Origin of the sequence: Fuscibacter oryzae, from assembly GCF_016765795.1 — a bacterium.
Classification (GTDB): Bacteria; Pseudomonadota; Alphaproteobacteria; order Rhodobacterales; family Rhodobacteraceae; genus Fuscibacter; species Fuscibacter oryzae.
On sequence record NZ_JAESVP010000002.1, the window covers coordinates 338,227 to 360,882 of the forward strand.

The following is a 22,656-nucleotide window of genomic DNA, read 5'->3' on the forward strand; positions in this document are numbered from 1 at the left end:
CGCCGGCGAGGTCAACCCCCGGCGGGCAGGTTAGCGGCCAGGTTCAGGGGCACCTCTTGCACCGGTGGGCCGCCACTGTCGCGGAACAACAGGAACCGGCCATCGGCGGTGACCACGCCAACCCAGCCCGGCCCAAAGGTGACGGCCTGCGCCTTGGTCCCGGCGGGCAGGGCAAGGCTGGCGGGCAGGTGGGGAAGGGTGGTCGCCCCCGGCAGGCGGGTGACAAGGACGAAGACCATCGCTATGACGCCCCCGATCAGGGTGATCATCAGTGTGATGACCAGCGCCTTGAGAAATCGCAGCGAGGGCGGCAACGCCGGATCAGGGGTATCGGACATGGCAGAGCCTTTTGAGGACGGCGAAGAGGCGGAAGTGGTGTTCGTCACGCTGGGGCCCAATGCCCCCACGCGTCTTGATAAGGCGCTTGCCGCAGCCGTGCCAGAGGAATGGGCGCTGTCACGCTCTCGTCTGATGAAGATGATCGCCGAAGGGGCGGTGCATCTGGACGGCGTGGCGGTGACGGATGCCAAGGCCAAGGTGGCCGAGGGGCAGGTTTACGCCCTGCATCTGGAACCTGCGGTCGAGGTGGAAACGCGGGCCGAGGCCATTCCGCTGGAGGTGGTTTATGAGGATGCCGATCTGATCGTCATCAACAAGGCGGTGGGCATGGTGATGCATCCCGCGCCCGGCACGCCCCATGGCACGCTGGTGAACGCGCTGCTTTATCATTGCGGCGATACGCTGTCGGGCATTGGGGGCGAGCGGCGTCCCGGTATCGTGCATCGGATCGACAAGGACACCTCTGGACTGATCGTCGCAGCGAAATCGGACCGCGCGCATCATGGGTTGGCGGCACAGTTCGAAGCTCATAGTGTCACGCGTGCCTATCTGGCCGTGGTGCATGGCGTGCCGTCCGTGGGAGATCCGCGTCTGCGCGGCACCAAGGGCATCAGCGTGGAAACCGGCGGCGTGATCCGCATCGCCACCCATCTGGCGCGCCACAAGACCGACCGGCAAAAGCAGGCGGTGGTCTGGGATCAGGGCCGCCATGCAGTGACGCGCGCAAAGGTGCTGGAGGATTACGCCGGGGCGGCGGCGCTGGTGGAATGCCGTCTGGAAACTGGGCGCACCCATCAGATCCGGGTGCATCTGGCCCATGCCGGCCACGGGCTGATCGGCGATCCGGTCTATGGCGGCAAGCGGCGGTTGCCGGAAAAGCTGCTGGGGCAGGGTGCAGTGATCGGCAACGGCTTTGCCCGGCAGGCACTGCATGCGGCAACGCTGGGCTTTGATCACCCGGTCACCGGAGAGAGGCTGGAGTTCTCCGCCAACCTGCCCGCCGACATGGCTGATCTGGTCAAGAACCTGCGCGAAGCTGCCGGAATTCACGCCTGAAACATTTCGGTCTGTGCATTCACGCACGGACACAGTGCCGTGATCGGGACTATGCGTCCGACGGATGTGCGTTCATCATACGTTTATCCGAAGATGCTAGCGCAACCACTTGAACCAGGGTTGCACCACACATAGCTGAACGGTTCCGTTCGGGGGCTGAATGCAGACCCGGCCGCATTGAAAAGGGGGCGACTATGAGCACCTATGCAAATCTGCCTGCACCAAGCCCGGAGCAAGGCCTTAACCGTTATATGCAGGAAATCCGGAAGTTTCCGCTTCTGGAACCCGAAGAAGAATACATGCTGGCCAAGGCCTGGGCTGACCGGCAGGACAGCAAGGCCGCGCATCGGCTTGTGACCAGCCACCTGCGTTTGGCTGCCAAGATCGCCATGGGCTATCGCGGCTACGGCCTGCCGCAGGCCGAGGTGATTTCCGAGGCGAATGTCGGCCTGATGCAGGCCGTCAAACGGTTTGACCCGGAAAAGGGGTTCCGTCTGGCAACCTATGCCATGTGGTGGATCCGCGCGTCGATTCAGGAATACATCCTGCGGTCATGGAGCCTTGTGAAATTGGGCACCACATCGGCGCAGAAAAAGCTGTTCTTCAACCTGCGCAAGGCCAAGGCCAAGGTTGGTGCCTTGGAAGAGGGCGACCTGCGCCCGGAAAATCTGGCCCAGATCGCCAAGGATCTGTCGGTGTCCGAACAGGAAGTCATCGACATGAACCGTCGTCTGGCGGGGTCGGACGCGTCGCTGAATGCCACGGTCGGGTCGGAAGACGGGTCCAGCCAATGGCAGGACTGGCTGGAGGATGAAGGCAGCGATCAGGCTGGTGCCTATGCCGAGAAGGACGAGTTCGAAATTCGTCACAGCCTGCTGACCCAAGCCATGTCGGTTCTGAACGACCGCGAAAAGGATGTTCTGATCAAGCGTCGTCTGGCCGATGAGCCGGTGACGCTGGAAGAACTGTCCGACAGCTATGGCGTCAGCCGCGAGCGTATTCGCCAGATCGAGGTGCGGGCCTTTGAAAAGCTGCAAGCCAAGATGCGCGAACTGGCCAAGGGTAAGGGCATGGCCATTCCGGCGTGACGGAATTTGTCACTGGCAATCACTGCGAACAGGCGGCAGGGTATCCTTGCCGCCTTTTTCGTGTGATCCATGCGCCTAGCCCTGATTTTTCTGCTGCTTGCCGCCTTGCCCGCCTGTGCCGAAGACATCGCCAAGGCACTGACCGGGCATAAGGTGATCTATGCCGAACCCGGTTCCACCGATGACAGGCCCGTCTGGCAGGAATGGGCCGCCGATGGCACGACCCGCACCGGCGGCGGTGGTTTGCTTGACCGCAAATCAGGGCATTGGAAGGTGGAAAAGGGCCGCTACTGCGACATGTTCGGGCTGTCTGAAGAATGGACCTGCTGGAAGGTCAGCTTTCCCGCCAAGGGGCGCATCCGGTTCTGGCAGATTCCGCGCGATATGGGCGATATGCTGTTTCACCGTGACCTGAAGGGGTTCTTCGCGGGCTGACCTCACGCCCTTTTCGGTTGCCCGCTGGGCGCCACGCCGCTAGGACCAAGGGAAAAGGAGTGCCCGATGGCTGTGAACATGCTGGATACCTTTATCAAACCCATGCATCCCGAAGGGTGGCGGTTTGTCGGCATTTTCGGCGCAGTGACGGTGCTGGCCTTTCTGATCTGCCAGCCCCTGGGGTGGATCTGCCTGGGCCTGACGGTGTGGTGCTATTACTTCTTCCGCGACCCCAAGCGCGCAGTGCCGCTGGAACCCGGCCTGATCCTGTCGCCTGCCGATGGCGTGGTGTCGCTGATCGAACCGGCCGTGCCGCCCGCCGAACTGGGGCTTGGACCGGATGCCTTGATGCGGGTTTCGGTGTTCATGTCAGTCTTCAACTGCCATGTGAACCGCCTGCCGGTCGAAGGGCGCATCACCGCCATCGCCTATCGTCCCGGCAAGTTCCTGAACGCTTCGCTGGACAAGGCGAGTGTGGACAATGAACGCAACGCGCTGGCAGTAGAACTGCCCGATGGGCGCAAGATCGCCGTGGTGCAGATCGCCGGGCTGGTGGCGCGGCGCATTATGTGCTGGGCGAAAGAGGGGCAGCACATGCGCGCAGGCGACCGTTTCGGGCTGATCCGCTTTGGCTCTCGCCTCGATGTCTATCTGCCGAACGGGGTGGAACCAGAGGTGGCGATTGGCCAGACCATGATCGCGGGCGAATCCATTATCGCGCGGCTGGATGGGCCTGCCGCCCCGCGCCTTGCCCGGATCGAATGAATGGATGACCCCGACCAGAAAGACGGCATGTCAGATCGGCCCCGTGCCCGCTGGCCGATGAGTCAGCGGCGAGAGGTGCCGCTGATCCAACTGCTGCCGAACTTGATGACCATCGGTGCCCTGTGCGCGGGGCTGATGGCCATTCGGTTGGGTGCAGCGGGACGCTTCCCCGAGGCGGTGGCGCTGATTCTGGTGGCCGCGGTGCTGGATGGGCTGGATGGCCGGGTCGCGCGGTTTTTGAAAAGCGAAAGCCCGATGGGGGCCGAGCTGGACTCGCTGGCCGATTTCCTGAACTTTGGCGCGGCGCCAGGGTTGCTCATGTCGTTCTGGGCCTTTCCGGGGCGGCCAGATATCGGGCTGGGCGCGGCGGTGATCTATGTCGTGTGCTGCGTGTTGCGGTTGGCGCGGTTCAACGTGGGCAATGCGGCGGCGGCGGCGCTGTCGCGGCAGGGCCGGTTTCAGGGCGTGCCGTCACCCGCCGGGGCGCTGTTGTCGATGCTGCCCCTTTATCTGCATTACCTATGGCCGACCTGGCCGAACCTGCCAGAGCCTGCCGTGGCGGTCTGGCTGGTGTTCGTGGGCGTTCTGATGATCAGCCCGTTTGGGACGCCCTCGCTCAAATCGGTGCGGGTGCCGACCGAGAAGGCGTCGTTTGCCGTGGTGGGCGGGGTGGCGATGATTGTGCTGTTGCTGCGCTACCCTTGGGCCACGCTGTCCACACTTAGCACCGCCTATCTGATCGTGGTGGTCCACGCCGGGGTGCGGTCTCTTTTGCGCCGCAGTTGACCCCCGCGCGCTCGGTGTTAGCCTGTCACGGTTAGCGCAAACGGGAGGTTGCGATGAAACCTGTGAAATGGGGCGTTCTGGGCGCCGCGAATTTCGCGCGAGAGCATATGGCGCGCGCGATCCATGCGGCCGAGGGGGCAGAACTTTATGCGCTGGCCACATCGGACCCGGAAAAGGCCAAAGGATTTCAGGCGTTCTGCCCCGGCCTTAAGGTGCATTCCAGTTACGAGGCGCTGCTGGCCGACCCCGAGGTGGAGGCGGTCTATATCCCGCTGCCGAACCATCTGCACATCGAATGGTCGCAAAAGGCGCTTGCCGCAGGCAAGCATGTGCTGTGCGAAAAGCCCATCGCCCTGCGCGCGGCAGAGATTGATGCCCTGATCGACGCGCGTGACCAGTCAGGCCTGTTTGCCACCGAAGCCTTCATGATCGTGCAGCATCCGCAATGGCAACGCGCCCGCGCTTGGCTGGAGGCGGGTGAGATCGGCACCTTGCGCCATGTGGATGCGCAGTTTTCTTTCCACCTGACCGATGGTGCCAACATCCGCAACCGCCCGGAAACCGGCGGCGGCAGCCTGCCAGACATTGGCGTTTACACCTTCGGCTCGGCCCGTTGGGTGACGGGGGCAGAACCTGTCAACCTGCGGTCACAGATCCGGCGCGAGAACGGGGTGGAGGTATTCGCGCAGGTGTCGGGTGTGATGGAGGGGAACGGGCACCGGTTCAGCTATGCCTCGATGACGTCGATGCGGCTATATAACCGGCAATGCGTGACGTTTCAGGGCGACAAGGGGATGATCCGGCTGGAAGGCGGGCCGTTCAACGCCAATGTCAACGATCTGGCCGAGGTGGAGCTGCACCGGAACGGCAACGCGGTTCTGGTCGAACGCTTTCCAGGCGTGAACCAATATGTCCTTCAAGTTCAGGCATTTGCGCGGCATATCAGAGATGGCGCGCCCTATCTTTGGACATTGGAGGATGCACGGGGCAGCCAGTCGATGATCGACATGGCTTATGACCATGCCGAGGAATTTGCGCTGTAAGCCAAGCAGGTGATTGAAAGGGCCCGCGCAAAAGCAGCGCGGGCCATATCGCTTATTCCATCGCTTCAAGCTCGTCGATGAAGCCCGCGATCATCGACAGGCCTTTGTCCCAGAACTTCGGGTCGCTGGCATCAAGACCGAACGGGGCCAGCAGTTCCTTGTGGTGCTTCGATCCGCCAGCCTTGAGCATGTCGAAATACTTGGTCTGGAAATCGGGCAGCCCGTCCGCATAGGCGGCGTAAAGCGCGTTCACCAAACCGTCGCCAAAGGCATAGGCATAAACGTAGAAGGGGGAGTGGACGAAATGGGGGATATAGGCCCAGAACGTCTCATACCCATCCATGAAATTGAAAGCGTCGCCAAGGCTTTGCGCCTGAACGCTCATCCACAGGGCGTTGATGTCGTCGGGGGTCAGCTCACCCTCGGCACGGGCGGCGTGCAACTTGCATTCAAAGTCGTAGAACGCGATCTGGCGCACCACGGTGTTGATCATGTCTTCAACCTTGCCGGCCAGCAGGGTCTTCCTTTCAGCCGGGGTCTTGGCCTGATCCAAAAGGCGGCGGAAGGTCAGCATTTCGCCAAACACGCTGGCGGTTTCGGCCAACGTCAGCGGGGTTGAGGACAGCAGTTCCCCCTGACCCGCTGCCAGAACCTGATGCACGCCGTGGCCAAGCTCATGGGCCAAGGTCATGACATCACGGGGTTTTCCCAGATAGTTCAGCATCACATAGGGGTGGACGTTGGTCACCGTGGGGTGGGCAAAGGCACCGGGCGCCTTGCCGGGCTTGACGCCCGCATCAATCCAGCCCTTGTCAAAGAAAGGTGCTGCGATGTCAGCCATTTCCGGCGCAAAGCTCGCGTAGGCGCCCATCACGGTTTCGCGCGCCTCAGTCCAGTTCACGGTCTTGGGCTGCTCAATCGGCAGGGGGGCGTTGCGATCCCACACTTCCAGATGGTCAAGGCCCATCCACTTCGCCTTCAACCGATAGTAACGGTGCGACAGCTTGGGGTAGGCCGCGACCACGGCATTCCGCAGCGCCTCGACCACCTCAGGCTCCACATGGTTCGACAGGTGGCGCGCGTGTTGGGCCGAAGGCATCTTGCGCCAGCGGTCGTCAATCTCCTTCTCTTTCGCCAGCGTGTTATGAACCCGCGCGAAGAGTTTGATGTTCTTGTCAAAAACCGCTGCAAGCGCGCGTGCCGCAGCCTCGCGCTTGGCGCGGTCGGTATCGGTCAGCAGGTTCAGCGTGGCCTCAAGGTTCAGCTCGTCCTCCTCGCCCGCGACCTTGAACATCAGGCCCGCCATCGTCTCATCAAACAGCTTGTTCCACGCGCTGGACCCGACAACAGAGGCGTCGTGCAGATAGGTTTCCAGCTCGTCCGACAGTTGATAGGGCCGCATGGCGCGCATCCGGTCGAGGACCGGGCGATAGCGCGCCAGATCGGTATTGGCGGCGTAAAGGCCATTGAGGAAGCTGTCCTCCAGCCGGTTGAACTCTAGGCTGAAGAACACCAGCGGCGTGGTGGCGTTGGTAATGGCATCTTGCGTGTCGGCCATGAACTTGGCGCACTCGCTATCCATGGTGTTCTGATAATAGCGCAGGCCCGCAAACGACATCAACCGCCCCGCGACCTGTTCGATCCGCTCATACTCGCGGATCGCGGCCAGCATCGCAGCACCATCCAGCGTGGCGAGTTTGCCTTTGTAGGCAGCCTCGAACGCGGTACCCGCGGTCTCAACATCTGTCAGGTCGCGGTCCACTTCGGGCGCGTCGGTGTCTGTGTAAAGATCACGCAGATCCCATTCGGGCAGATCACCCAAAGAGTTGCCGCCGATGCGGCTGTCAAACAGCGGTTGGGGGAAACGGGGGGGCATGAAGACCTCATCTGGTTTGGTCACCATCTAGGGGGTTGGGGGTGGGGTCTGCAAGGGCGCGGCGGCGGATGCCTAAAACTTGAGCGAATGCACAGAAAACACCGCCGCCTCTACTTTCGGCCCTTTACGCCAGAGAAACCGCCCCCTTTACTGACTGTGTGAGCAAGTAAACGGGGGGGCCATGGGCGGCTATTTCAACGAGATGTATGACGGCAAGTCCGTCAGAGCCCCCTACGCCAGATTGTCGGACTGGATGGCATCAATGCCGGCCGACCGGCGGCTGGAAAAGCAGGCCGAGGCCGAGGCCCTGTTTCGTCGGATCGGCATTACCTTTGCCGTCTACGGCGAGGGCGGCGACCCGGACCGTCTGATCCCGTTCGACATGTTTCCCCGCGTATTCACCGGCGCTGAGTGGAGCAAGCTGGAACGCGGCATCAAGCAACGGGCGCGGGCGCTGAACGCCTTTCTGGTAGACGTGTATGGGCGGGCCGAGATCGTGCGGGCCGGTCGTATACCCGCCAATCTGGTGTTTCAGAATGAGGCCTATGAGCGGGCGGTTTGCGGCTTTGTGCCGCCGAAGGGGGTGTATTCGCACATCGTCGGCGTTGACATCGTGCGCACCGGGCCAACCGATTTTCATGTGCTGGAGGACAATTGTCGTACCCCGTCGGGCGTGTCCTATATGCTGGAAAGCCGCGAGATGATGATGCGGATGTTCCCCGAACTGTTCCGCGAAAACCGGATCGAGCCGGTGGACCGTTACCCCGAGGCTTTGCGCCGCACCCTTGCCAGCGTGGCCCCCGCCAAGTGTGACCGGGAACCGACGGTGGTGATCCTGACCCCAGGCCATTTTAATTCGGCCTATTACGAACACAGCTTTCTGGCCGACCTGATGGGTGTGGAGCTGGTCGAAGGGGCGGATTTGTTCGTAGAGGGCGGTTTCGTCTGGATGCGCACGACCGAAGGGCCGAAGCGGGTGGATGTGATTTATCGCCGGATTGATGATGCCTTCATCGACCCCTTGTGTTTCCGCCCCGACAGCATGCTGGGCGTGCCGGGGCTGATGGATGTGTATCGGTCGGGAGGGGTGACGATCTGTTCGGCGCCGGGAGCCGGAGTGGCCGATGACAAAGCGATTTATACATATGTACCAGAAATGGTGCGGTTTTATCTGGGCGAAGAACCGATCATTCCGAATGTGCAGACCTGGAAATGTGGCGAGAAGGATGATCTTGGCCATGTGCTGGCCAACCTGCCCGATCTGGTCGTGAAAGAGGTGCATGGATCGGGTGGCTATGGCATGTTGGTCGGCCCCAAATCGACCAAGGCGCAAATTGAAGAGTTTCGAGAGCTGATCAAGGCTGACCCCTCGAACTATATCGCGCAGCCCACGCTGGCCCTTTCCACCACGCCGACCTTTGTCGAGGAAGGCATAGCGCCGCGCCATGTGGACCTGCGGCCCTATTGCCTTGTGGGAGAAAGGATCGAACTGGTGCCCGGCGGGCTGACACGGGTGGCCTTGCGCGACGGCAGCCTTGTGGTGAACTCGTCGCAAGGCGGCGGGGTCAAGGATACCTGGGTTCTGGCGGAGTAAACGGACATGCTTTCAAGGACCGCCGACAACCTGTATTGGATCGCCCGCTATATGGAGCGGGCAGAAACTGCCGCCCGGCTGCTGGAGGTGGGCGCGCGGATTTCGCTGCTGCCTTCGGCGCAAGGCTACCGGAACGATTGGGACAGCCTGTTGCGCGCCAGCGGTGGCGCGACGGGGTATGCCGAGAAATATGGCCCGGCAGAGCAGAGGAACATTGAAAGCTGGCTGTTCTTTGACCGCGACAACCCGAACTCGGTTGCAAGCAGCATCACGGCTGCGCGGGAAAACGGGCGGATCGTCCGTACGGCGCTGACCAGTCAGGTGTGGGACGCACTGAACACCGCGTTTCAGGAGTTGAAGGGGCTGGAGGCGCGGCGCGGCGCGTGTGAGTTGTCAAAGCTGACCGACTGGACCATGAAGCAGACAGCCATGGCGCGGGGCGCGATTGATGCGACGCTGCTGCGTAACGATGGCTATAACTTCCTGAACATCGGCTATTATCTGGAACGCGGCGATAGCACAGCGCGGCTGATGGATGTGAAATACTACGTCCTGTTGCCACAGGTCGATTTTGTCGGCTCTGGCTTGGACAATGACCAATGGTCGATGCTGTTGCGCGGCATGGGCGCGCAGCGGGCATTTCACTGGGCCTATGGCGGCGATGTCACGGCGCTGAAGATCGCGCATTTCCTGATTCTGAACCGGCAATGCCCAAGGTCGCTGATCACCTGCGTCGCGGGGATGGAAAACCATCTGGGACGCCTGTCCAAATATTACGGCAAGGAAACCCCCGCCCAGGCGGCGGTGCAAAAGCTGCTGGCCGAATTGGAGAGCCAGACGCCGGAGGCAATTTTCGATGAGGGTCTGCACGAGTTTCTGATCCGCTTTGTCGGCCAGTCGGCAGGGTTGGGCGCGGTGATCCGCGACAGCTATCTTTCGGGAGATATGTGATGTTGCTGAGCATCGATCACGTCACGACCTATCGCTATGACAGCCCGGCGCGCGGCGTTGTGCAAAGCCACCGGCTGACCCCATCCCGGTTTGAAGGCCAGCGCGTGCTGGCTTGGGAGGTTTCGGTGACCGGCGGGGTCGAAGGCGGCAGCTTTCGCGATGGCGCGGGCGATTGGGTGCAGGGTTGGTCGGTCAAGGGGCCGGTCGAGGAAATCGAGGTGCGGGTCAGGGGGCAGATCGAAACCTTTGATACCTCGGGAATGCTGAAGGGCCACCGCGAGATGGTGCCGCCCGAAGCATATCTGCGCGACACACCCGCAACCGAAGCGGATGAGGCGCTTCGGCTGCTGGCGGAATCGGCGCGCCATGATGAGCCTTTGTCCTATGCCCATGCGCTGGCCTTTGCTGTTGCCGGGGCGATTGCCTACAGGCCCGGCGTCACCGATGCCCATACCACGGCTGCCGAGGCCCTGGCTGCGGGAGAGGGAGTGTGCCAGGACCATGCCCATGCGCTGATTGCCTGCGCGCGGGTGGCGGGGTTTCCGGCGCGCTATGTCTCTGGCTATCTGTTCGCCGATGCCGAGGGCACCCCGCACGAGGCCGCCCATGCCTGGGCAGAGCTGTTTGTGCCGGGCTATGGCTGGATCGGATTCGACCCGGCCAACCGCTGCTGCCCCGATCAGCGCTATGTGCGGCTTGGCTCTGGCCTTGACGCCCGCGAGGCGGCCCCCATTCGCGGTACAGCGCGGGGTGCAGGCGCCGAACATCTGAAGGTTGCGGTGTCAGTCCAACCCCCAGAGGCTGTCAAGTCCACTGCCAGCCAGTCGGTTGCAACCCAGTCTCAGGCGCAATAGGGTCTGCGGAAACTGGGGGGCAGGATGACCTATTGCGTTGGGCTTTTGTTGAATGAGGGCATGGTTTGCCTGTCGGATACCCGCACCAACGCGGGGCTGGACAACATTGCCACCTATCGCAAGATGTTTCATTTCGAGGCGCCGGGCGAGCGTATCATCAGCATCATGACCGCAGGGTCGCTGTCGGTGACGCAGACCACCATCGCGCGGCTGCGCGAAGCGGTGGAGGATGCCGATGCGACGCCGGAAACCTCGATCCTGCTGGCACCGACGCTGCTGAAGGTGGCCTCGATGATCGGCAACACGCTGTCCGAGGTGCGGGCCGAGGTGAATGAAAAGCTGTCGGCCAGTCAGGCCAGCGCCAGCGCCTCTATGATCGTAGCGGGGCAACGGCGCGGGGGCGCGATGCGGCTGTTCCTGATCTACCCCGAGGGCAATTTCATCGAAGCCACCGAGGACACTCCCTTCTTGCAGATCGGTGAGCATAAATACGGCAAGCCGATTCTGGACCGGGTGGTGAAGATGACGACCTGTATCGCCGATGCGGAGAAGGCAGTGCTGCTGTCGATGGATTCGACGCTGCGGTCGAACCTGTCGGTGGGCATGCCACTGGATCTGTGTGTGATCGAGAAGGATGCGCTGAAGGTCAGCCGTCAACGCCGGATCGAGGCGGGGGATGCCGGGTTTCGCGCCATGTCGGAGGCCTGGTCCAAGGCTTTGCGCGACGGGTTCCTTCAGATCACGCTTTAAGCGATTTCAGGATGTGAACCCGGATCGCCGAGGCCAGCCCGACATCGGGTGGGCGAGTGGCATCAATTTCTGCTGCCAGCGTATTCAGGCTAACGGCGCGGGCGGTGGCGAGGGCGCGAAACGCCTCCCAGAACTCGACCTCCATCGACACGCTGGTGCGGTGGCCGCGCAGGGTCAGCGAGTGTTTTTCGGGGCGTCCGGTCATTGCAGCCTGATAAAACCCTTGGAAGGATTTTACAAATTTCTTCCAAGAAATTTGCAAGTTTCTTGGAAGAAACTTGGGCTAGACCACGATCCTGACCGGCCCTGCATTGCAGAAGATCACGAAATGCCCGCTGTTTTCAACCGCGCGATAGCCGCGTCGCGCGATCTTTTTCACGAATCTGTCGCGCCCGATCAGGCGCTCAACATCCGAGACCCTGCGCCGCACAATTCCGCCTTCGGCGGCGGTGCGGGCCGAAAACATCTGGGCGACCCAGCGGTCGGGTGACATATGGTTGGTCATAGGTTGCATCAGACACCTCCTGCCGGAAGCCTGACGCATCACGGTTAACCGGGCGCTAATCGTCCAGCTTGTGGCCATCAAGATCGCGGGCCGCTTTTTCCGCCTGCGCCTTTTGCACCTCACGCTCGGCCTTGGTCAGCCCGAATTTTGCGGCGTTCTCGTCACCCTTCTGGCGGGCGGCCTTGCGGGCCGCCTGCTTTTTTGCGCTGCGCAGGTTGACCACCTCGCCCATGATGATCAGCCTTTGGGGCTGATCATATCTTCGGGGCGGACCACGCGGTCAAAGGTTTCGCCATCGACATAGCCCAGGGCAATCGCCTCTTCGCGCAGGGTGGTGCCGTTCTTGTGCGCGGTTTTAGCAACTTTGGTCGCGGCGTCATAGCCGATGGTGGGGGCCAGTGCGGTCACCAGCATCAGGCTTTCCTTCATCAGCTTGTCGATCCGTGCCGTGTTGGCTTGGGTGCCCACAACCATGTTGTCGGTGAACGACCCCGCCGCATCGCCCAAAAGCTGCATCGATTGCAGCACGTTATAGGACATCATCGGGTTATAGACGTTCAGTTCGAAATGCCCTTGCGACCCGGCAAAGCCCACCGCGGCATCATTGCCCATGACATGGGCGCAGACCATGGTCAGCGCCTCGGCCTGCGTCGGGTTGACCTTGCCCGGCATGATCGAGGAACCCGGTTCGTTTTCCGGCAGGATAAGTTCCCCAAGGCCCGAGCGGGGGCCAGAACCCAAGAGGCGCAGGTCGTTGGCAATCTTGAACAAGCTGGCGGCAACGGTTTTCAAGGCACCCGAGAACATGACCATGGCATCATGCGCCGCCAGCGCCTCGAACTTGTTCGGGGCGGTGACGAAGGGCAGGCCGGTGATCTCGGCAATCGCCGCCGCCACGCGGGTATCCCAGCCGACACGGGTGTTAAGGCCGGTGCCCACGGCGGTGCCGCCCTGGGCCAGCTCATAAATGTCGGGCAGGCAGGCTTTGACGCGGGCAATGCCCTTTTCAACCTGTTTGGCGTAGCCCGAGAATTCCTGGCCCAAAGTCAGAGGGGTCGCGTCCTGCGTATGGGTGCGGCCGATCTTGATGATGTCCTTGAACTCCACCGCTTTCGCCGCCAGCGCCTTGTGCAGTTTTTCAAGGCCGGGGATCAGCACATCCCGTGCCAGCATGCCGATGGCGACGTGCATCGCGGTAGGGAAGGTGTCGTTCGACGACTGGCCCATGTTCACATGGTCATTCGGGTGGATCGGCTTTTTCGACCCCATCACCCCGCCCAAGCTTTCAATTGCCCGGTTCGAGATGACCTCGTTCGCGTTCATGTTCGACTGGGTGCCAGAGCCGGTTTGCCATACGACCAGCGGGAAGTTGTCATCGAACTTGCCGTCGATCACCTCGGTTGCCGCCGCTGCGATGGCATTGCCCAGATCGGCCGGGATGTCGCCTTGGGCGATGTTCACCAAAGCGCAGGCCTTTTTGATCACGCCCAAGGCGCGGATGATCGGAACCGGCTGACGCTCCCATCCGATGGGAAAGTTGATGATCGAGCGCTGGGTCTGTGCCCCCCAATACTTGTTGGCGGGCACTTCAAGCGGGCCGAAGCTGTCGGTCTCGGTACGGGTTGCGGTCATGGCCAAACCTCCTGCAAAGCTGGTGCCGTGATAGGCGGGCGGCGGGCGGAAATCAATCGGTATGCGGTTGCATACCGAGAGAATTCAGGCCTGATACAAGCGGTAAATCCGCGCAGGGGGAATGTTTGCCCAAACCTTGCGCCCCAGCTCCGACCGCAAGCCCAGACGACGCAGCTCTGCCTCATCCAGCGCGGGGCGGTCGGCATAGGTGAACTGCACAAAGCTGCCGCCGGGGGCCAAAATGGAAAAGGCGGTGCGCAGGATTTCCTGCCGCAGCGGGCCAGGGAAGGACAGCAGCGGCAGACCGGAAATCACATGGGCAACACCGGGGGGCAGCAGGTTGGGTGCCGCTTGCGCCGGTCCGTGGTGGATGGTCACGCCGCGAAAGCGGTCTTGCAGATGGCGGACAAATTCGCCGTTCATCTCGAACAGGGTCAGGTCTGCCGGGGCGACGCCAGCCTCAAGAATTGCATGGGTGATGCGCCCGGTTCCGGGGCCGAATTCGACGACACGGCCAGTATTCGGACCCAGCCCTTCGGCCATGCCGCGCGCCAGCCAGCGCGAGGATGGAACGACAGAGGAAATATCACGCGGGTTCGACAGGAACTGGCGCAGGAAAAGCGTTGCTTCGTTTGACATCATCTAGCCCTTGCGGAAACGATCCAGTTGAACAACCTGCGCATCGCGACCGGGCGAAGGCGGGTCATCTTCTGGGTCGTCATCGCCGTCCTCTTCGTCCTCCTCCTCATCTTCGTCCTGATCATGCGATTCAAAGCGCAGGCCGAATTCGACCGAGGGATCGACAAAGGTGCGGATCGCATCGAACGGAATGATCAAAGGTTCCGGGCTGTTGCCAAAGTTCAGCGTGACAGAAAAGCCTTCGTCGGTGACGACAAGGTTTTCGAACCAGTTCTGGATGACCACGGTCATGTCGCCCGGATAACGGGCGTGCAGCCAGTCGGCGATGGCGACACCGGGGTAATTGGTGTCGAAGGTGATGAAGAAATGATGCGCGCCGGGCAAACCGTCCCGCGCCACATCCTCGAGCACGGTGCGGATCAGGCCGCGCATGGCCCTGTGCATCAGGCCACCGTAGTCGATCGTTTTCGCCATGCGTCCGTCCCTTGGCCCGTAAATGCTGCGTTGCGGCCAGCATAAGGGATTCGCCCCCGAAGGAAAGAGGGCCCGAAGGAAAGTGGTTGTGGGCAGGAATGGAGCGGGGCGGCAGGTTGCCCCGCCGCCCCGAATGCAATTGAACGAATTTGCAAACGTCCTGAACGAAATTTGCGGCGCGCCCTTAGCCGACCAGTTCAAGACCCGAGAAGAAGAAGGCAATCTCGCGCGCAGCCGAGGCAGCGCTGTCGGAACCGTGAACCGAGTTTTCGCCCTTGGACAGCGCGAATTCCTTGCGGATGGTGCCGGCATCGGCCTGGGCCGGGTCGGTCGCGCCCATGACTTCGCGGTTCTTCAGAATGGCGCCATCGCCTTCCAGAACCTGCACCACAACGGGTTCCGAAGCCATATAGGCGACCAGCTCACCATAGAAACCGCGCTCTTTATGCTCGGCATAGAATTCACCGGCTTGCGCTTCGGTCAGGTGGATGCGCTTGGACGCGACAACGCGCAGGCCCGCGTCTTCGAACTTGGCAACGATCTTGCCAGTCAGGTTGCGCTTGGTGGCATCGGGTTTGACGATCGAAAGGGTACGTTCGGTGGCCATCTGGCTCTCCATATGCTGGGGCCGGGGTGGCCCGTTCGGATGGCGCGCCTGCTATCATGGGTTCATGACAAAGGAAAGATGGGCTGCGGCAGTCTGTCAGTTGCCAGAAAACAAGAATCCAAGCAAAATACTCGGAAATTATCCAGCCGGAGACCAAAATGCTGCGTCTTGCCCTTGTTGCCGTCTTGTCCGCTTTGCCGATTGCCGCATTGGCGGATGGCAAGGCCCCGGAGGCGTTTACCCTGAAATACGAGATGTTTGAGCAGGGTATTGCCCATGTCGATCTTCAGGTTTGCCCCGAGCCTTTGCAGGCACCGGGCCGGTTCTGTCGGGCGACGCTGATCAATGGGATGATCAATGTCTTTGCCTTTGACGAAAAGGGTGACCAGCCGCTTGTCGGGTTCCAAAGCTGGAATGCGGCGTTGCTGGATGGTCTTCTCGACTGATCTTTTGGCAGACGGTTGACCTTGGGCGTCGCTTCGGCCAAGCGTTCGCCCATGCTGCGGATTGACAACATCACATACAATGTCGAGGGGCGTCCTTTGTTCGAAGGCGCCTCGGCCACCATTCCTACGGGCCACAAGGTTGGCCTTGTGGGGCGCAATGGGGCGGGGAAAACCACGCTGTTCCGGTTGATCCGGGGCCAGTTGGCACTGGAGGGCGGCGAGATTTCGCTGCCCACACGGGCGCGGATTGGCGGGGTGGCGCAGGAGGTGCCGTCCTCCTCGACCAGCCTGATCGATACGGTGCTGGGCGCCGATACCGAGCGGGCGGCGCTGATGGCCGAGGCGGAGGTTGCGACCGATCCGCACCGGATTGCCGAGGTGCAGGCGCGGTTGGCCGATATTGATGCCTGGAGTGCCGAGGGGCGGGCATCGTCGATTTTGCGCGGCCTTGGGTTTGAGCCGGAAAAGCAGTTGCGGCCCTGTTCCGATTTTTCGGGCGGCTGGCGGATGCGGGTGGCCTTGGCGGGGGTGTTGTTTGCCCAGCCGGATTATTTGCTGCTGGACGAACCGACCAACTATCTGGACCTTGAAGGGGCGCTGTGGCTGGAAAGCTATCTGGCGAAATATCCCCATACGGTGATTATCATTTCCCACGACCGCGGGCTTTTGAACCGGGCGGTGACGGGTATCCTGCATCTGGATCAGAAAAAGCTGACCTATTGGCAGGGCAATTACGACCAGTTCGCCCGGCAGGCCGCCGAGCGGCGCGCGGTGCAGGCGGCGGAATCGAAGAAGGTCGAGGCGCGGCGGGCGCATTTGCAAAGTTTCGTTGATCGCTTCAAGGCGAAGGCATCCAAGGCCGTTCAGGCGCAAAGCCGGGTCAAGATGCTGGAAAAACTGACGCCCATCACCGCGCCCGAGGATGCGGCGAAGGTGGTGTTCAGTTTCCCCGAACCCGAGGAACTGTCGCCCCCGATCATCAATATGGAGGGGGTGTCGGTCGGCTATGGCGGGCCGCCCGTGCTGCGCAAGCTGTCGCTGCGGATCGATCAGGATGACCGGATCGCGCTTCTGGGGCGGAACGGTGAGGGCAAATCGACGCTGTCCAAATTGCTGGCGGGCAAGCTGGAGCCGGCGGAGGGCAAGATTGCGCGGTCATCCAAGCTGCGGATCGGCTATTTCGCCCAGCATCAGGTGGATGAGCTGCATCTGGACGAAACACCCTTGCAGCATGTGCAGCGGCTGCGGCCTGCTGAACATCAGGCGAAACTGCGCGCCCGGCTGGCGGGGTTTGGCCTGATGGCCGATCAGGCGGAAACCGTGGTGGGGCGGCTGTCGGGCGGGCAGAAGGCGCGGCTTTCCTTGCTGCTGGCCACGATTGACGCGCCGCATCTGCTGATCTTGGACGAACCGACCAACCATTTGGACATCGAAAGCCGTGAGGCTTTGGTGGAGGCGCTGACCGAATATTCCGGCGCCGTGGTGCTGGTGTCGCACGACATGCACCTGTTGGGGCTGGTGGCCGACCGGCTGTGGCTGGTCAAGGGTGGGGCGGTTGCGCCCTATACCGAGGATCTGGAGGCCTATCGCAAGCTGCTGCTGTCGTCCGATGAAGAGGTGAAGGCGGTTGCGAAGCCGGTCGAGAAGAAGAAGGCCAGCCGCGACGAGGTTCTGGCGCTGAAGGCCGAGGTGCGCAAATGCGAGGACCGTTTGGCCAAGCTGAACGACATGCGCGACAAGCTGGCGACCAAGCTGGCCGACCCGGCGCTGTATGAGGATGCGCGGAAGGGCGAGTTGGAGACCTGGAACAAGAAATACGCCGAGGTGATGGAGGGGCTGGACCGGGCCGAGGCGATGTGGATGACGGCGCAGGAGAAGCTGGAGGCGGTGGGTTAGGGATAACCATCGGAGGCGGTATGTTTTTCGTAAATCAAGAAAATAGGGCAAACTATTACAAGTATTTGGCAAGGATGAACTATGAGGCGGCGTTGGCTGCCGACGATGTAATAGGCCAATGGCCCGGTTATAATATTTCAGCTCCGCCACCGGTTATGGTTCTTTGCGCGCAGTGCGTTGAGCTGTCTTTAAAATCATATCTTCTTGATAAATGTGTTCCTGAGATAGTTGTCCGTAAACTTGGGCACAAGCTTCAAGAAGCGTGGAGCGCTTGCATGGACGCTGGCGCATCCCCAGAGACACTTGATGTTGAAATTCTCAAGATTATTGAGGATTTGCTCGTATCTGGGCGATTGCGCTATGGCGACAAGAGCGAGTTGGGTCGAACACCAGTCTTCGGGCCGCTGCAAGAACTATGCCAAGCATGTCTAAAGTTGTGCGGTGCTCCTGAGGCATCGGATATTATTGGTTGATGAAATCGAAACGTTGAAGTTCGTGATGCCGAACTCGGACCAAGCTGTGCATGAAATCGCGCAACCTACTGAAAATAAGAAAAGTGCAGGTTTCTGTTGCCAGGTACCTGCGAACCCCGCCTTACGCGGCTAAGCGCAAGGGCTTAGGTTTGGTATTGCGAGCTGCTTACGCAGCCAGCGCCACCGGAGCACGGTTGTCATTGGCAACTGTGATCATGGACCGATAACGGTGGTACCTCACCGAGCGAAAGCTGGCCTCTTTGAACGTCCGTCGATCCTGTTTCGGCCCCAAGCCCCCGCAATGACCGGGTGATTTGGTGGAGCCGCCGGGTACCGCCCCCGGGTCCGAGCCGTCTATTACAGGTGCGTTTATCGCCATAGTCCGGGTTGCCCCGAACGAGGGGGAATATAGGGGGGATGTGGGGCAGTCACAAGGGAGGATCGGCAGCAGATCGGGCGGCGGCTTTGCTTGGACCGCGCCGGGGTTTCACACCCCCGGACCCCGTGGGATATTTGCCGAAGGGGAAGTGCGTCGGTTTCAGGGGGAAAGGATGTCGCTTTTGATGCTCAAGCGGCGTATTTCGGGGGCGGGACGCTGCCCTTCACGGGCATAAGACGGTAAAGAGCTTAGGAGGCCCTGGACATGAGCGATTTGGGTGGGGGGCGTCGCGCCCGTGGTGGTGGTGGTTCTGCGCGTCGGGCAGAGCGGACGGCGGTGTCGTTCGAGACCGCGCGCTTCATCGAGCGCAACATTCCGAATTTCGAGATTCTGAACGACGAGGCGCTGGAGATCATCGAGCGCAACGCCGAGACGGTGCTGGAAGAAATTGGCGTCAACTTTGTTGAAAACCCCGCTGCGCTGGAATTGTGGCGCGCTGCGGGGGCCGATGTGCGCGGTGAGCGGGTGCATATTCCGCGCGGCCTTGCGCGCAAGCTGATCTCTACCGCGCCGAAGTCGTTCACCCAGCATGCCCGCAACCCTGAACGCAACGTCGAGATCGGCGGTCGCAATCTGGTGCTGGCCCCGGTTTACGGCCCGCCCTTCGTGCGCGATGCCGAAGGCGGGCGCCGCTATGCCACGATCGAGGATTTCCGCAATTTCGTGAAGCTGGGCTATATGTCCAAATGGCTGCACCATTCGGGCGGTACGGTCTGCGAACCGACCGACGTTCCGGTGAACAAGCGCCATCTGGACATGCTGCTGGCGCATATGACCCTTTCCGACAAGCCCTATATGGGGTCGGTCACCGAACCCAGCCGCGCGGCGGATTCGGTGGAAATGTCCAAGATTCTGTTCGGCAGCGATTTCGTTGACCAGAACACGGTGATGACCAGCCTGATCAACATCAACAGCCCGATGACCTTTGACGGCATCATGATGGGCGCCTTGGAGGTGTATGCCAAGGCCAATCAGGCGGCGATCATCTCGCCGTTCATCGTGGGCGGCGCGATGGCGCCGGTGACGGTGGCGGGCACGCTGACGCAGGTAATGGCGGAATGTCTGGCCGGGGTTGCCTATTCGCAACTGGTTCGCGCCGGTGCGCCGGTGATCATGGGCGCGTTTGTGACCTCGATCGACATGAACTCTGGCGCGCCGACCTTTGGCACGCCAGAGGCCGCGCATATCACCTATGGTGCCGGGCAGTTGGCGCGGCGTCTGGGCTTGCCCTACCGTTCGGGCGGCGGGTTCACCGGATCGAAGCTGCCCGACGCGCAGGCGGCCTACGAATCGGCCAACAGCCTGAACATGGCGCTGCTGGCGGGCGTGAACTTCATGCTGCACGCCTGTGGCTGGCTGGAAGGTGGTCTGGTCTCGTCTTACGAAAAGTTCGTGATGGATGCCGATCAGTTGGGCTGTCTACATGGTCTGGCCAAAGGCATCTCGATGGATGCCAACGGTCAGGCGATGGAGGCCATCCGCGAGGTTGGCCCCGGCGGCCATTATCTGGGCTGCGAACATACCCAAGCGAACTTTAAAAGCGCGTTCTGGCGGACCGAGGTTCTGGACTACAAGCCCTTTGAAACCTGGGAAGAAGAGGGTGCGCGCGATACGCAGGCCCTTGCCTCGGCCCGGGTCAAGAAGATGCTGGCAGATTATCAGGCCCCGGCATTGGACGAAGGCATTGCCGAGGCACTGAACGAATATGTGGCGAAGAAAAAGGCCTCGATGCCCGACGCGTTCATGTGATCTGACACCAGGATCGTCGCGAGGCGTTCAACAAAAGGCCCGCCCGGGAACAGGCGGGCCTTTTTGCGTCAGACGGCCCGCGGCCCGCGCGGCAGCAGGTGCATTTCCGCCATCAGCGCGATCAGCACTTCGATGTGATGTGACAGCGAATAATCGGCCCGGCCCTCGACCCGATGGGTCTCCAGCCGCTCTTCCTCATCCATCAGGCGGGTCACTACCTTCTCGGCAGAAACAATCGGCCCTACCAGCCTGCGCAAGTCGCGCTCCCGGCGATAATCGCCCAGCCCCAACCGGGCGGCGCGCATCAACAGGCTGGGGCGGCGCAGTTGCGAAAGGATGGTGCGGATGTCGGACATGGATACCTCCTTGGATCGGAAACCCACCATACATCAACACAACCAAGCGTTGCATTTCTGCCATTTTCACCGCGCGATGGTTTCCGAAAAGTTTAGGATTTGGAAACAATTATCGAGATTGCTTCAGAAATTAACACTTGGGTAACCAATGCCACTCACGGTTGATACAGTCCAAGGCAGGACCGCCGGTGTCGAGACGGCGAATAATAATGAGATGCAGATGAACCTCTCAAACCTGCAAGAATTGCCCGGCTGGGTGCCCGAAGCTGTGCGGCTGTATCTGGACCACACGGAAGAGGGTGTGTCGCTGCGGGCGCTTGCGCGCCGTGATGGACGCCACGCCTCTACCGTCATGCGTCTGGTGCGCCGCTATGAGAAGCGCCGCGATGACCCGCTGCTGGACGAGGCGCTTTCGGCGCTGAACCCGTCTGCGGGAGCCCCAGCCAGAAAGGACGATGCCGCAATGTCTGCCCCTCTTCGCCGTGACAGCCTGATGACCGATGAGGCCACTCTGGAACGAGAGGGCCGCCGCGTATTGCGCCGCCTGACCGAACCGGGGGCGCTGATGGCGATTGCGCCCGATATGGAAAAGGCCGTGATCATGCGCAGTTTTCCCGATGGGCGCAGTGCGCGGACCGGGGTGGTAGGGCGGGCGGTGGCGCAGGCCTTTGTTCTGAAAGACTGGATCACCTGTCGCAAGGCGGGCCGGGTTTCCAGCTACGAGATCACGGCGGCGGGGCGTGCGGCCCTTAAGCGGATGATTGAAACCGACGACCAGTCACGGATGGCGCAAGGGCTGGCCGAGGCGCCGATGGCCTTTGCCGACCAGCACCGCATCTGGGGCGAGCGGCGGGTGGTGGATGAAGACGGCCCGCGCCGGTTGCGCTGCAATCTGGCGGAAAGCCCGGTGGCCGTGCTGGGGCGGCGGCGCGACAAGGACGGCCAACCCTTTCTGTCAGAGGATCTGGTCGAGGCGGCGGAACGCTTACGCGAGGATTTTGAGCTGGCGCAGATGGGGCCGCGCGTTGCCCAGAACTGGGAGCGGTTTCTGACGGGCAGCGACCGGGGCAGCTTTCGTCCCGACGCGGCCGAAGGGCCGCGCGATGGCCGCGACCGCGTGGCGCTGGCCCTGCGCGATCTTGGGCCGGGTCTGGGCGACGTTGCGCTGCGTGTCTGCTGCTTTCTGGAGGGGATTGAGGTGACAGAGCGGCGAATGGGGTGGGCCGCGCGATCAGGCAAGATCGTGCTGCGCATCGCCTTGCAACGGTTGCGGCGGCATTACGACGAAACCTACGGCCGATCCGGCCCGCTGATCGGCTGAGGGTCAGCCCGCCATGGCCCGCGCTGCCAGCAGCAGCGACAGCGCGGCCAGCCACAGCGCCGAACCGCGGTTCAGCCAGCGCCCGGCGCGCGCCAGCAGCCCCGCACCCAGCGTGATCCACAGCAGCGAGACCGGCGGCAGAACCAGCACAAACACCAGCAATGCAGTAACAGGGGCCTGCAAGACCGGCATCAGCACCAGCCCCATGACCAATGCCTTGGGGTTCAGCAGCGTCGTCACTGCGACCGACCGGGCGGTGACAGGGGCGATTGACGGACCCGTGCCCTCTGGCATCCGCCACAGTGTCACGGCAAGCCGCGCGACCCACAGCGATGCCAGTCCAGCCAGAACGGGCTTTAGCACCGGCAGTGCTGCAACCAGTGGCGCGCCCCAGATCAACAGCGGTGTGACAACCACCAGATAAGCAACCATCTCGACTGGTATCAGCGGCAAAGACATCAGCACACCGCGCCGCGCGCCCGCCAGAGCCAACAGCGAATTCGTCGGGCCGGGCGTGACCAGCAGGGCCAGAATGGCAAGGGCAAGGTGCAGGGTGTTCACGCGCAACTCCTCAAGACAGTT

General features: G+C 61.8%; 26 protein-coding genes and 1 other RNA gene. 15 read left to right on the top strand and 12 right to left on the bottom strand.

What is annotated here, in order from left to right:
• Positions 1 to 11 precede the first annotated feature (11 nt).
• Positions 12 to 338, bottom strand: coding sequence for a DUF6476 family protein (locus tag JI744_RS04865; RefSeq protein ID WP_202658563.1), 327 nt, complete (start codon positions 336 to 338; stop codon positions 12 to 14).
• On the opposite strand from JI744_RS04865, the gene JI744_RS04870 reads away from it, so the two are divergent.
• From JI744_RS04870 to JI744_RS04895, 6 genes are all read left to right on the top strand, one after another.
• A complete protein-coding gene (locus JI744_RS04870; protein WP_202658564.1) occupies positions 337 to 1,395 on the top strand; it encodes an RluA family pseudouridine synthase in 1,059 nt (352 codons plus the stop codon). The genes JI744_RS04865 and JI744_RS04870 overlap by 2 nt on opposite strands.
• A gap of 194 nt (positions 1,396 to 1,589) precedes the next feature.
• On the top strand, positions 1,590 to 2,483 hold the full coding sequence (rpoH, locus tag JI744_RS04875) for an RNA polymerase sigma factor RpoH (RefSeq protein WP_202658565.1): 894 nt from the start codon (positions 1,590 to 1,592) through the stop codon (positions 2,481 to 2,483).
• Between the two features lie 69 nt (positions 2,484 to 2,552).
• A complete protein-coding gene (locus JI744_RS04880) occupies positions 2,553 to 2,918 on the top strand; it encodes a hypothetical protein (protein WP_202658566.1) in 366 nt (121 codons plus the stop codon).
• Between the two features lie 66 nt (positions 2,919 to 2,984).
• Positions 2,985 to 3,683 carry a phosphatidylserine decarboxylase gene (locus JI744_RS04885; protein WP_202658567.1) on the top strand — a complete coding sequence of 233 codons (699 nt, stop codon included), beginning with the start codon at positions 2,985 to 2,987 and terminating at the stop codon, positions 3,681 to 3,683.
• The gene (locus JI744_RS04890; protein ID WP_236019255.1) at positions 3,684 to 4,469 is read left to right on the top strand and encodes a CDP-alcohol phosphatidyltransferase family protein; all 786 of its coding nucleotides are present in this window, start codon (positions 3,684 to 3,686) and stop codon (positions 4,467 to 4,469) included.
• Positions 4,470 to 4,522: 53 nt separating this feature from the next.
• On the top strand, positions 4,523 to 5,512 hold the full coding sequence (locus JI744_RS04895) for a Gfo/Idh/MocA family protein (RefSeq protein WP_202658568.1): 990 nt from the start codon (positions 4,523 to 4,525) through the stop codon (positions 5,510 to 5,512).
• Between the two features lie 52 nt (positions 5,513 to 5,564).
• On the opposite strand, the gene JI744_RS04900 is transcribed toward JI744_RS04895, so the two are convergent.
• The gene (locus tag JI744_RS04900; RefSeq protein ID WP_202658569.1) at positions 5,565 to 7,388 is read right to left on the bottom strand and encodes a M3 family oligoendopeptidase; all 1,824 of its coding nucleotides are present in this window, start codon (positions 7,386 to 7,388) and stop codon (positions 5,565 to 5,567) included.
• 181 nt (positions 7,389 to 7,569) lie between these two features.
• On the opposite strand from JI744_RS04900, the gene JI744_RS04905 reads away from it, so the two are divergent.
• From JI744_RS04905 to JI744_RS04920, 4 genes are read left to right on the top strand one after another with little or no spacing between them, the layout of a single operon-like run.
• Positions 7,570 to 8,982 carry a circularly permuted type 2 ATP-grasp protein gene (locus JI744_RS04905; RefSeq protein ID WP_202658570.1) on the top strand — a complete coding sequence of 471 codons (1,413 nt, stop codon included), beginning with the start codon at positions 7,570 to 7,572 and terminating at the stop codon, positions 8,980 to 8,982.
• A 6-nt stretch (positions 8,983 to 8,988) separates the two neighbouring features.
• Positions 8,989 to 9,933: an alpha-E domain-containing protein gene (locus JI744_RS04910; RefSeq protein ID WP_202658571.1), complete on the top strand. Its 945-nt coding sequence runs from the start codon at positions 8,989 to 8,991 to the stop codon at positions 9,931 to 9,933.
• Positions 9,933 to 10,787, top strand: a complete 855-nt coding sequence (locus JI744_RS04915) for a transglutaminase family protein (RefSeq protein ID WP_202658572.1) — start codon at positions 9,933 to 9,935, stop codon at positions 10,785 to 10,787. Before JI744_RS04910 ends, JI744_RS04915 begins: the two co-directional genes overlap by 1 nt.
• A gap of 24 nt (positions 10,788 to 10,811) precedes the next feature.
• Positions 10,812 to 11,537 carry a peptidase gene (locus JI744_RS04920; protein WP_202658573.1) on the top strand — a complete coding sequence of 242 codons (726 nt, stop codon included), beginning with the start codon at positions 10,812 to 10,814 and terminating at the stop codon, positions 11,535 to 11,537.
• Here JI744_RS04920 and JI744_RS04925 read toward each other — a convergent pair.
• The 7 genes from JI744_RS04925 to ndk all read right to left on the bottom strand — a co-directional run bounded on the left by JI744_RS04925 (position 11,527) and on the right by ndk (position 15,394).
• Positions 11,527 to 11,742: a ribbon-helix-helix domain-containing protein gene (locus JI744_RS04925; protein WP_202658574.1), complete on the bottom strand. Its 216-nt coding sequence runs from the start codon at positions 11,740 to 11,742 to the stop codon at positions 11,527 to 11,529. The genes JI744_RS04920 and JI744_RS04925 overlap by 11 nt on opposite strands.
• Positions 11,743 to 11,820: 78 nt before the next feature.
• Positions 11,821 to 12,051 carry an N-(5'-phosphoribosyl)anthranilate isomerase gene (locus JI744_RS04930; protein ID WP_202658575.1) on the bottom strand — a complete coding sequence of 77 codons (231 nt, stop codon included), beginning with the start codon at positions 12,049 to 12,051 and terminating at the stop codon, positions 11,821 to 11,823.
• A gap of 46 nt (positions 12,052 to 12,097) precedes the next feature.
• Positions 12,098 to 12,274, bottom strand: a complete 177-nt coding sequence (locus tag JI744_RS04935) for a DUF4169 family protein (protein WP_202658576.1) — start codon at positions 12,272 to 12,274, stop codon at positions 12,098 to 12,100.
• A gap of 5 nt (positions 12,275 to 12,279) precedes the next feature.
• Positions 12,280 to 13,674 carry a class II fumarate hydratase gene (gene fumC / locus JI744_RS04940; RefSeq protein ID WP_202658577.1) on the bottom strand — a complete coding sequence of 465 codons (1,395 nt, stop codon included), beginning with the start codon at positions 13,672 to 13,674 and terminating at the stop codon, positions 12,280 to 12,282.
• 84 nt (positions 13,675 to 13,758) lie between these two features.
• Positions 13,759 to 14,313, bottom strand: a complete 555-nt coding sequence (locus JI744_RS04945) for a class I SAM-dependent methyltransferase (RefSeq protein WP_202658578.1) — start codon at positions 14,311 to 14,313, stop codon at positions 13,759 to 13,761.
• A gap of 3 nt (positions 14,314 to 14,316) precedes the next feature.
• Positions 14,317 to 14,787: an SspB family protein gene (locus JI744_RS04950; RefSeq protein ID WP_202658579.1), complete on the bottom strand. Its 471-nt coding sequence runs from the start codon at positions 14,785 to 14,787 to the stop codon at positions 14,317 to 14,319.
• A 184-nt stretch (positions 14,788 to 14,971) separates the two neighbouring features.
• The gene (gene ndk, locus JI744_RS04955) at positions 14,972 to 15,394 is read right to left on the bottom strand and encodes a nucleoside-diphosphate kinase (protein ID WP_202658580.1); all 423 of its coding nucleotides are present in this window, start codon (positions 15,392 to 15,394) and stop codon (positions 14,972 to 14,974) included.
• 158 nt (positions 15,395 to 15,552) lie between these two features.
• Between ndk and JI744_RS04960 the strand changes: the two genes are divergently transcribed.
• The 3 genes from JI744_RS04960 to JI744_RS04970 are packed head-to-tail and all read left to right on the top strand — an operon-like array spanning position 15,553 to position 18,209.
• Entirely contained in the window at positions 15,553 to 15,840 is a 288-nt protein-coding gene (locus JI744_RS04960) for a hypothetical protein (RefSeq protein WP_202658581.1), read from the top strand.
• 51 nt (positions 15,841 to 15,891) lie between these two features.
• Positions 15,892 to 17,736, top strand: a complete 1,845-nt coding sequence (locus JI744_RS04965; RefSeq protein ID WP_202658582.1) for an ABC-F family ATP-binding cassette domain-containing protein — start codon at positions 15,892 to 15,894, stop codon at positions 17,734 to 17,736.
• A 20-nt stretch (positions 17,737 to 17,756) separates the two neighbouring features.
• Positions 17,757 to 18,209, top strand: a complete 453-nt coding sequence (locus JI744_RS04970) for a hypothetical protein (RefSeq protein WP_202658583.1) — start codon at positions 17,757 to 17,759, stop codon at positions 18,207 to 18,209.
• 82 nt (positions 18,210 to 18,291) lie between these two features.
• Here the strand turns inward: JI744_RS04970 and ssrA are convergent.
• Positions 18,292 to 18,647: a transfer-messenger RNA gene (ssrA, locus tag JI744_RS04975) on the bottom strand.
• 205 nt (positions 18,648 to 18,852) lie between these two features.
• Between ssrA and JI744_RS04980 the strand changes: the two genes are divergently transcribed.
• Entirely contained in the window at positions 18,853 to 20,397 is a 1,545-nt protein-coding gene (locus tag JI744_RS04980; RefSeq protein ID WP_202658584.1) for a trimethylamine methyltransferase family protein, read from the top strand.
• A gap of 68 nt (positions 20,398 to 20,465) precedes the next feature.
• On the opposite strand, the gene JI744_RS04985 is transcribed toward JI744_RS04980, so the two are convergent.
• Positions 20,466 to 20,753 carry a DUF6477 family protein gene (locus tag JI744_RS04985; protein WP_202658585.1) on the bottom strand — a complete coding sequence of 96 codons (288 nt, stop codon included), beginning with the start codon at positions 20,751 to 20,753 and terminating at the stop codon, positions 20,466 to 20,468.
• A gap of 214 nt (positions 20,754 to 20,967) precedes the next feature.
• On the opposite strand from JI744_RS04985, the gene JI744_RS04990 reads away from it, so the two are divergent.
• Positions 20,968 to 22,074 carry a DUF6456 domain-containing protein gene (locus JI744_RS04990; RefSeq protein ID WP_202658586.1) on the top strand — a complete coding sequence of 369 codons (1,107 nt, stop codon included), beginning with the start codon at positions 20,968 to 20,970 and terminating at the stop codon, positions 22,072 to 22,074.
• A 3-nt stretch (positions 22,075 to 22,077) separates the two neighbouring features.
• On the opposite strand, the gene JI744_RS04995 is transcribed toward JI744_RS04990, so the two are convergent.
• Complete coding sequence (locus JI744_RS04995) at positions 22,078 to 22,635, bottom strand: hypothetical protein (protein WP_202658587.1); 558 nt, start codon at positions 22,633 to 22,635, stop codon at positions 22,078 to 22,080.
• Positions 22,636 to 22,656 lie beyond the last annotated feature (21 nt).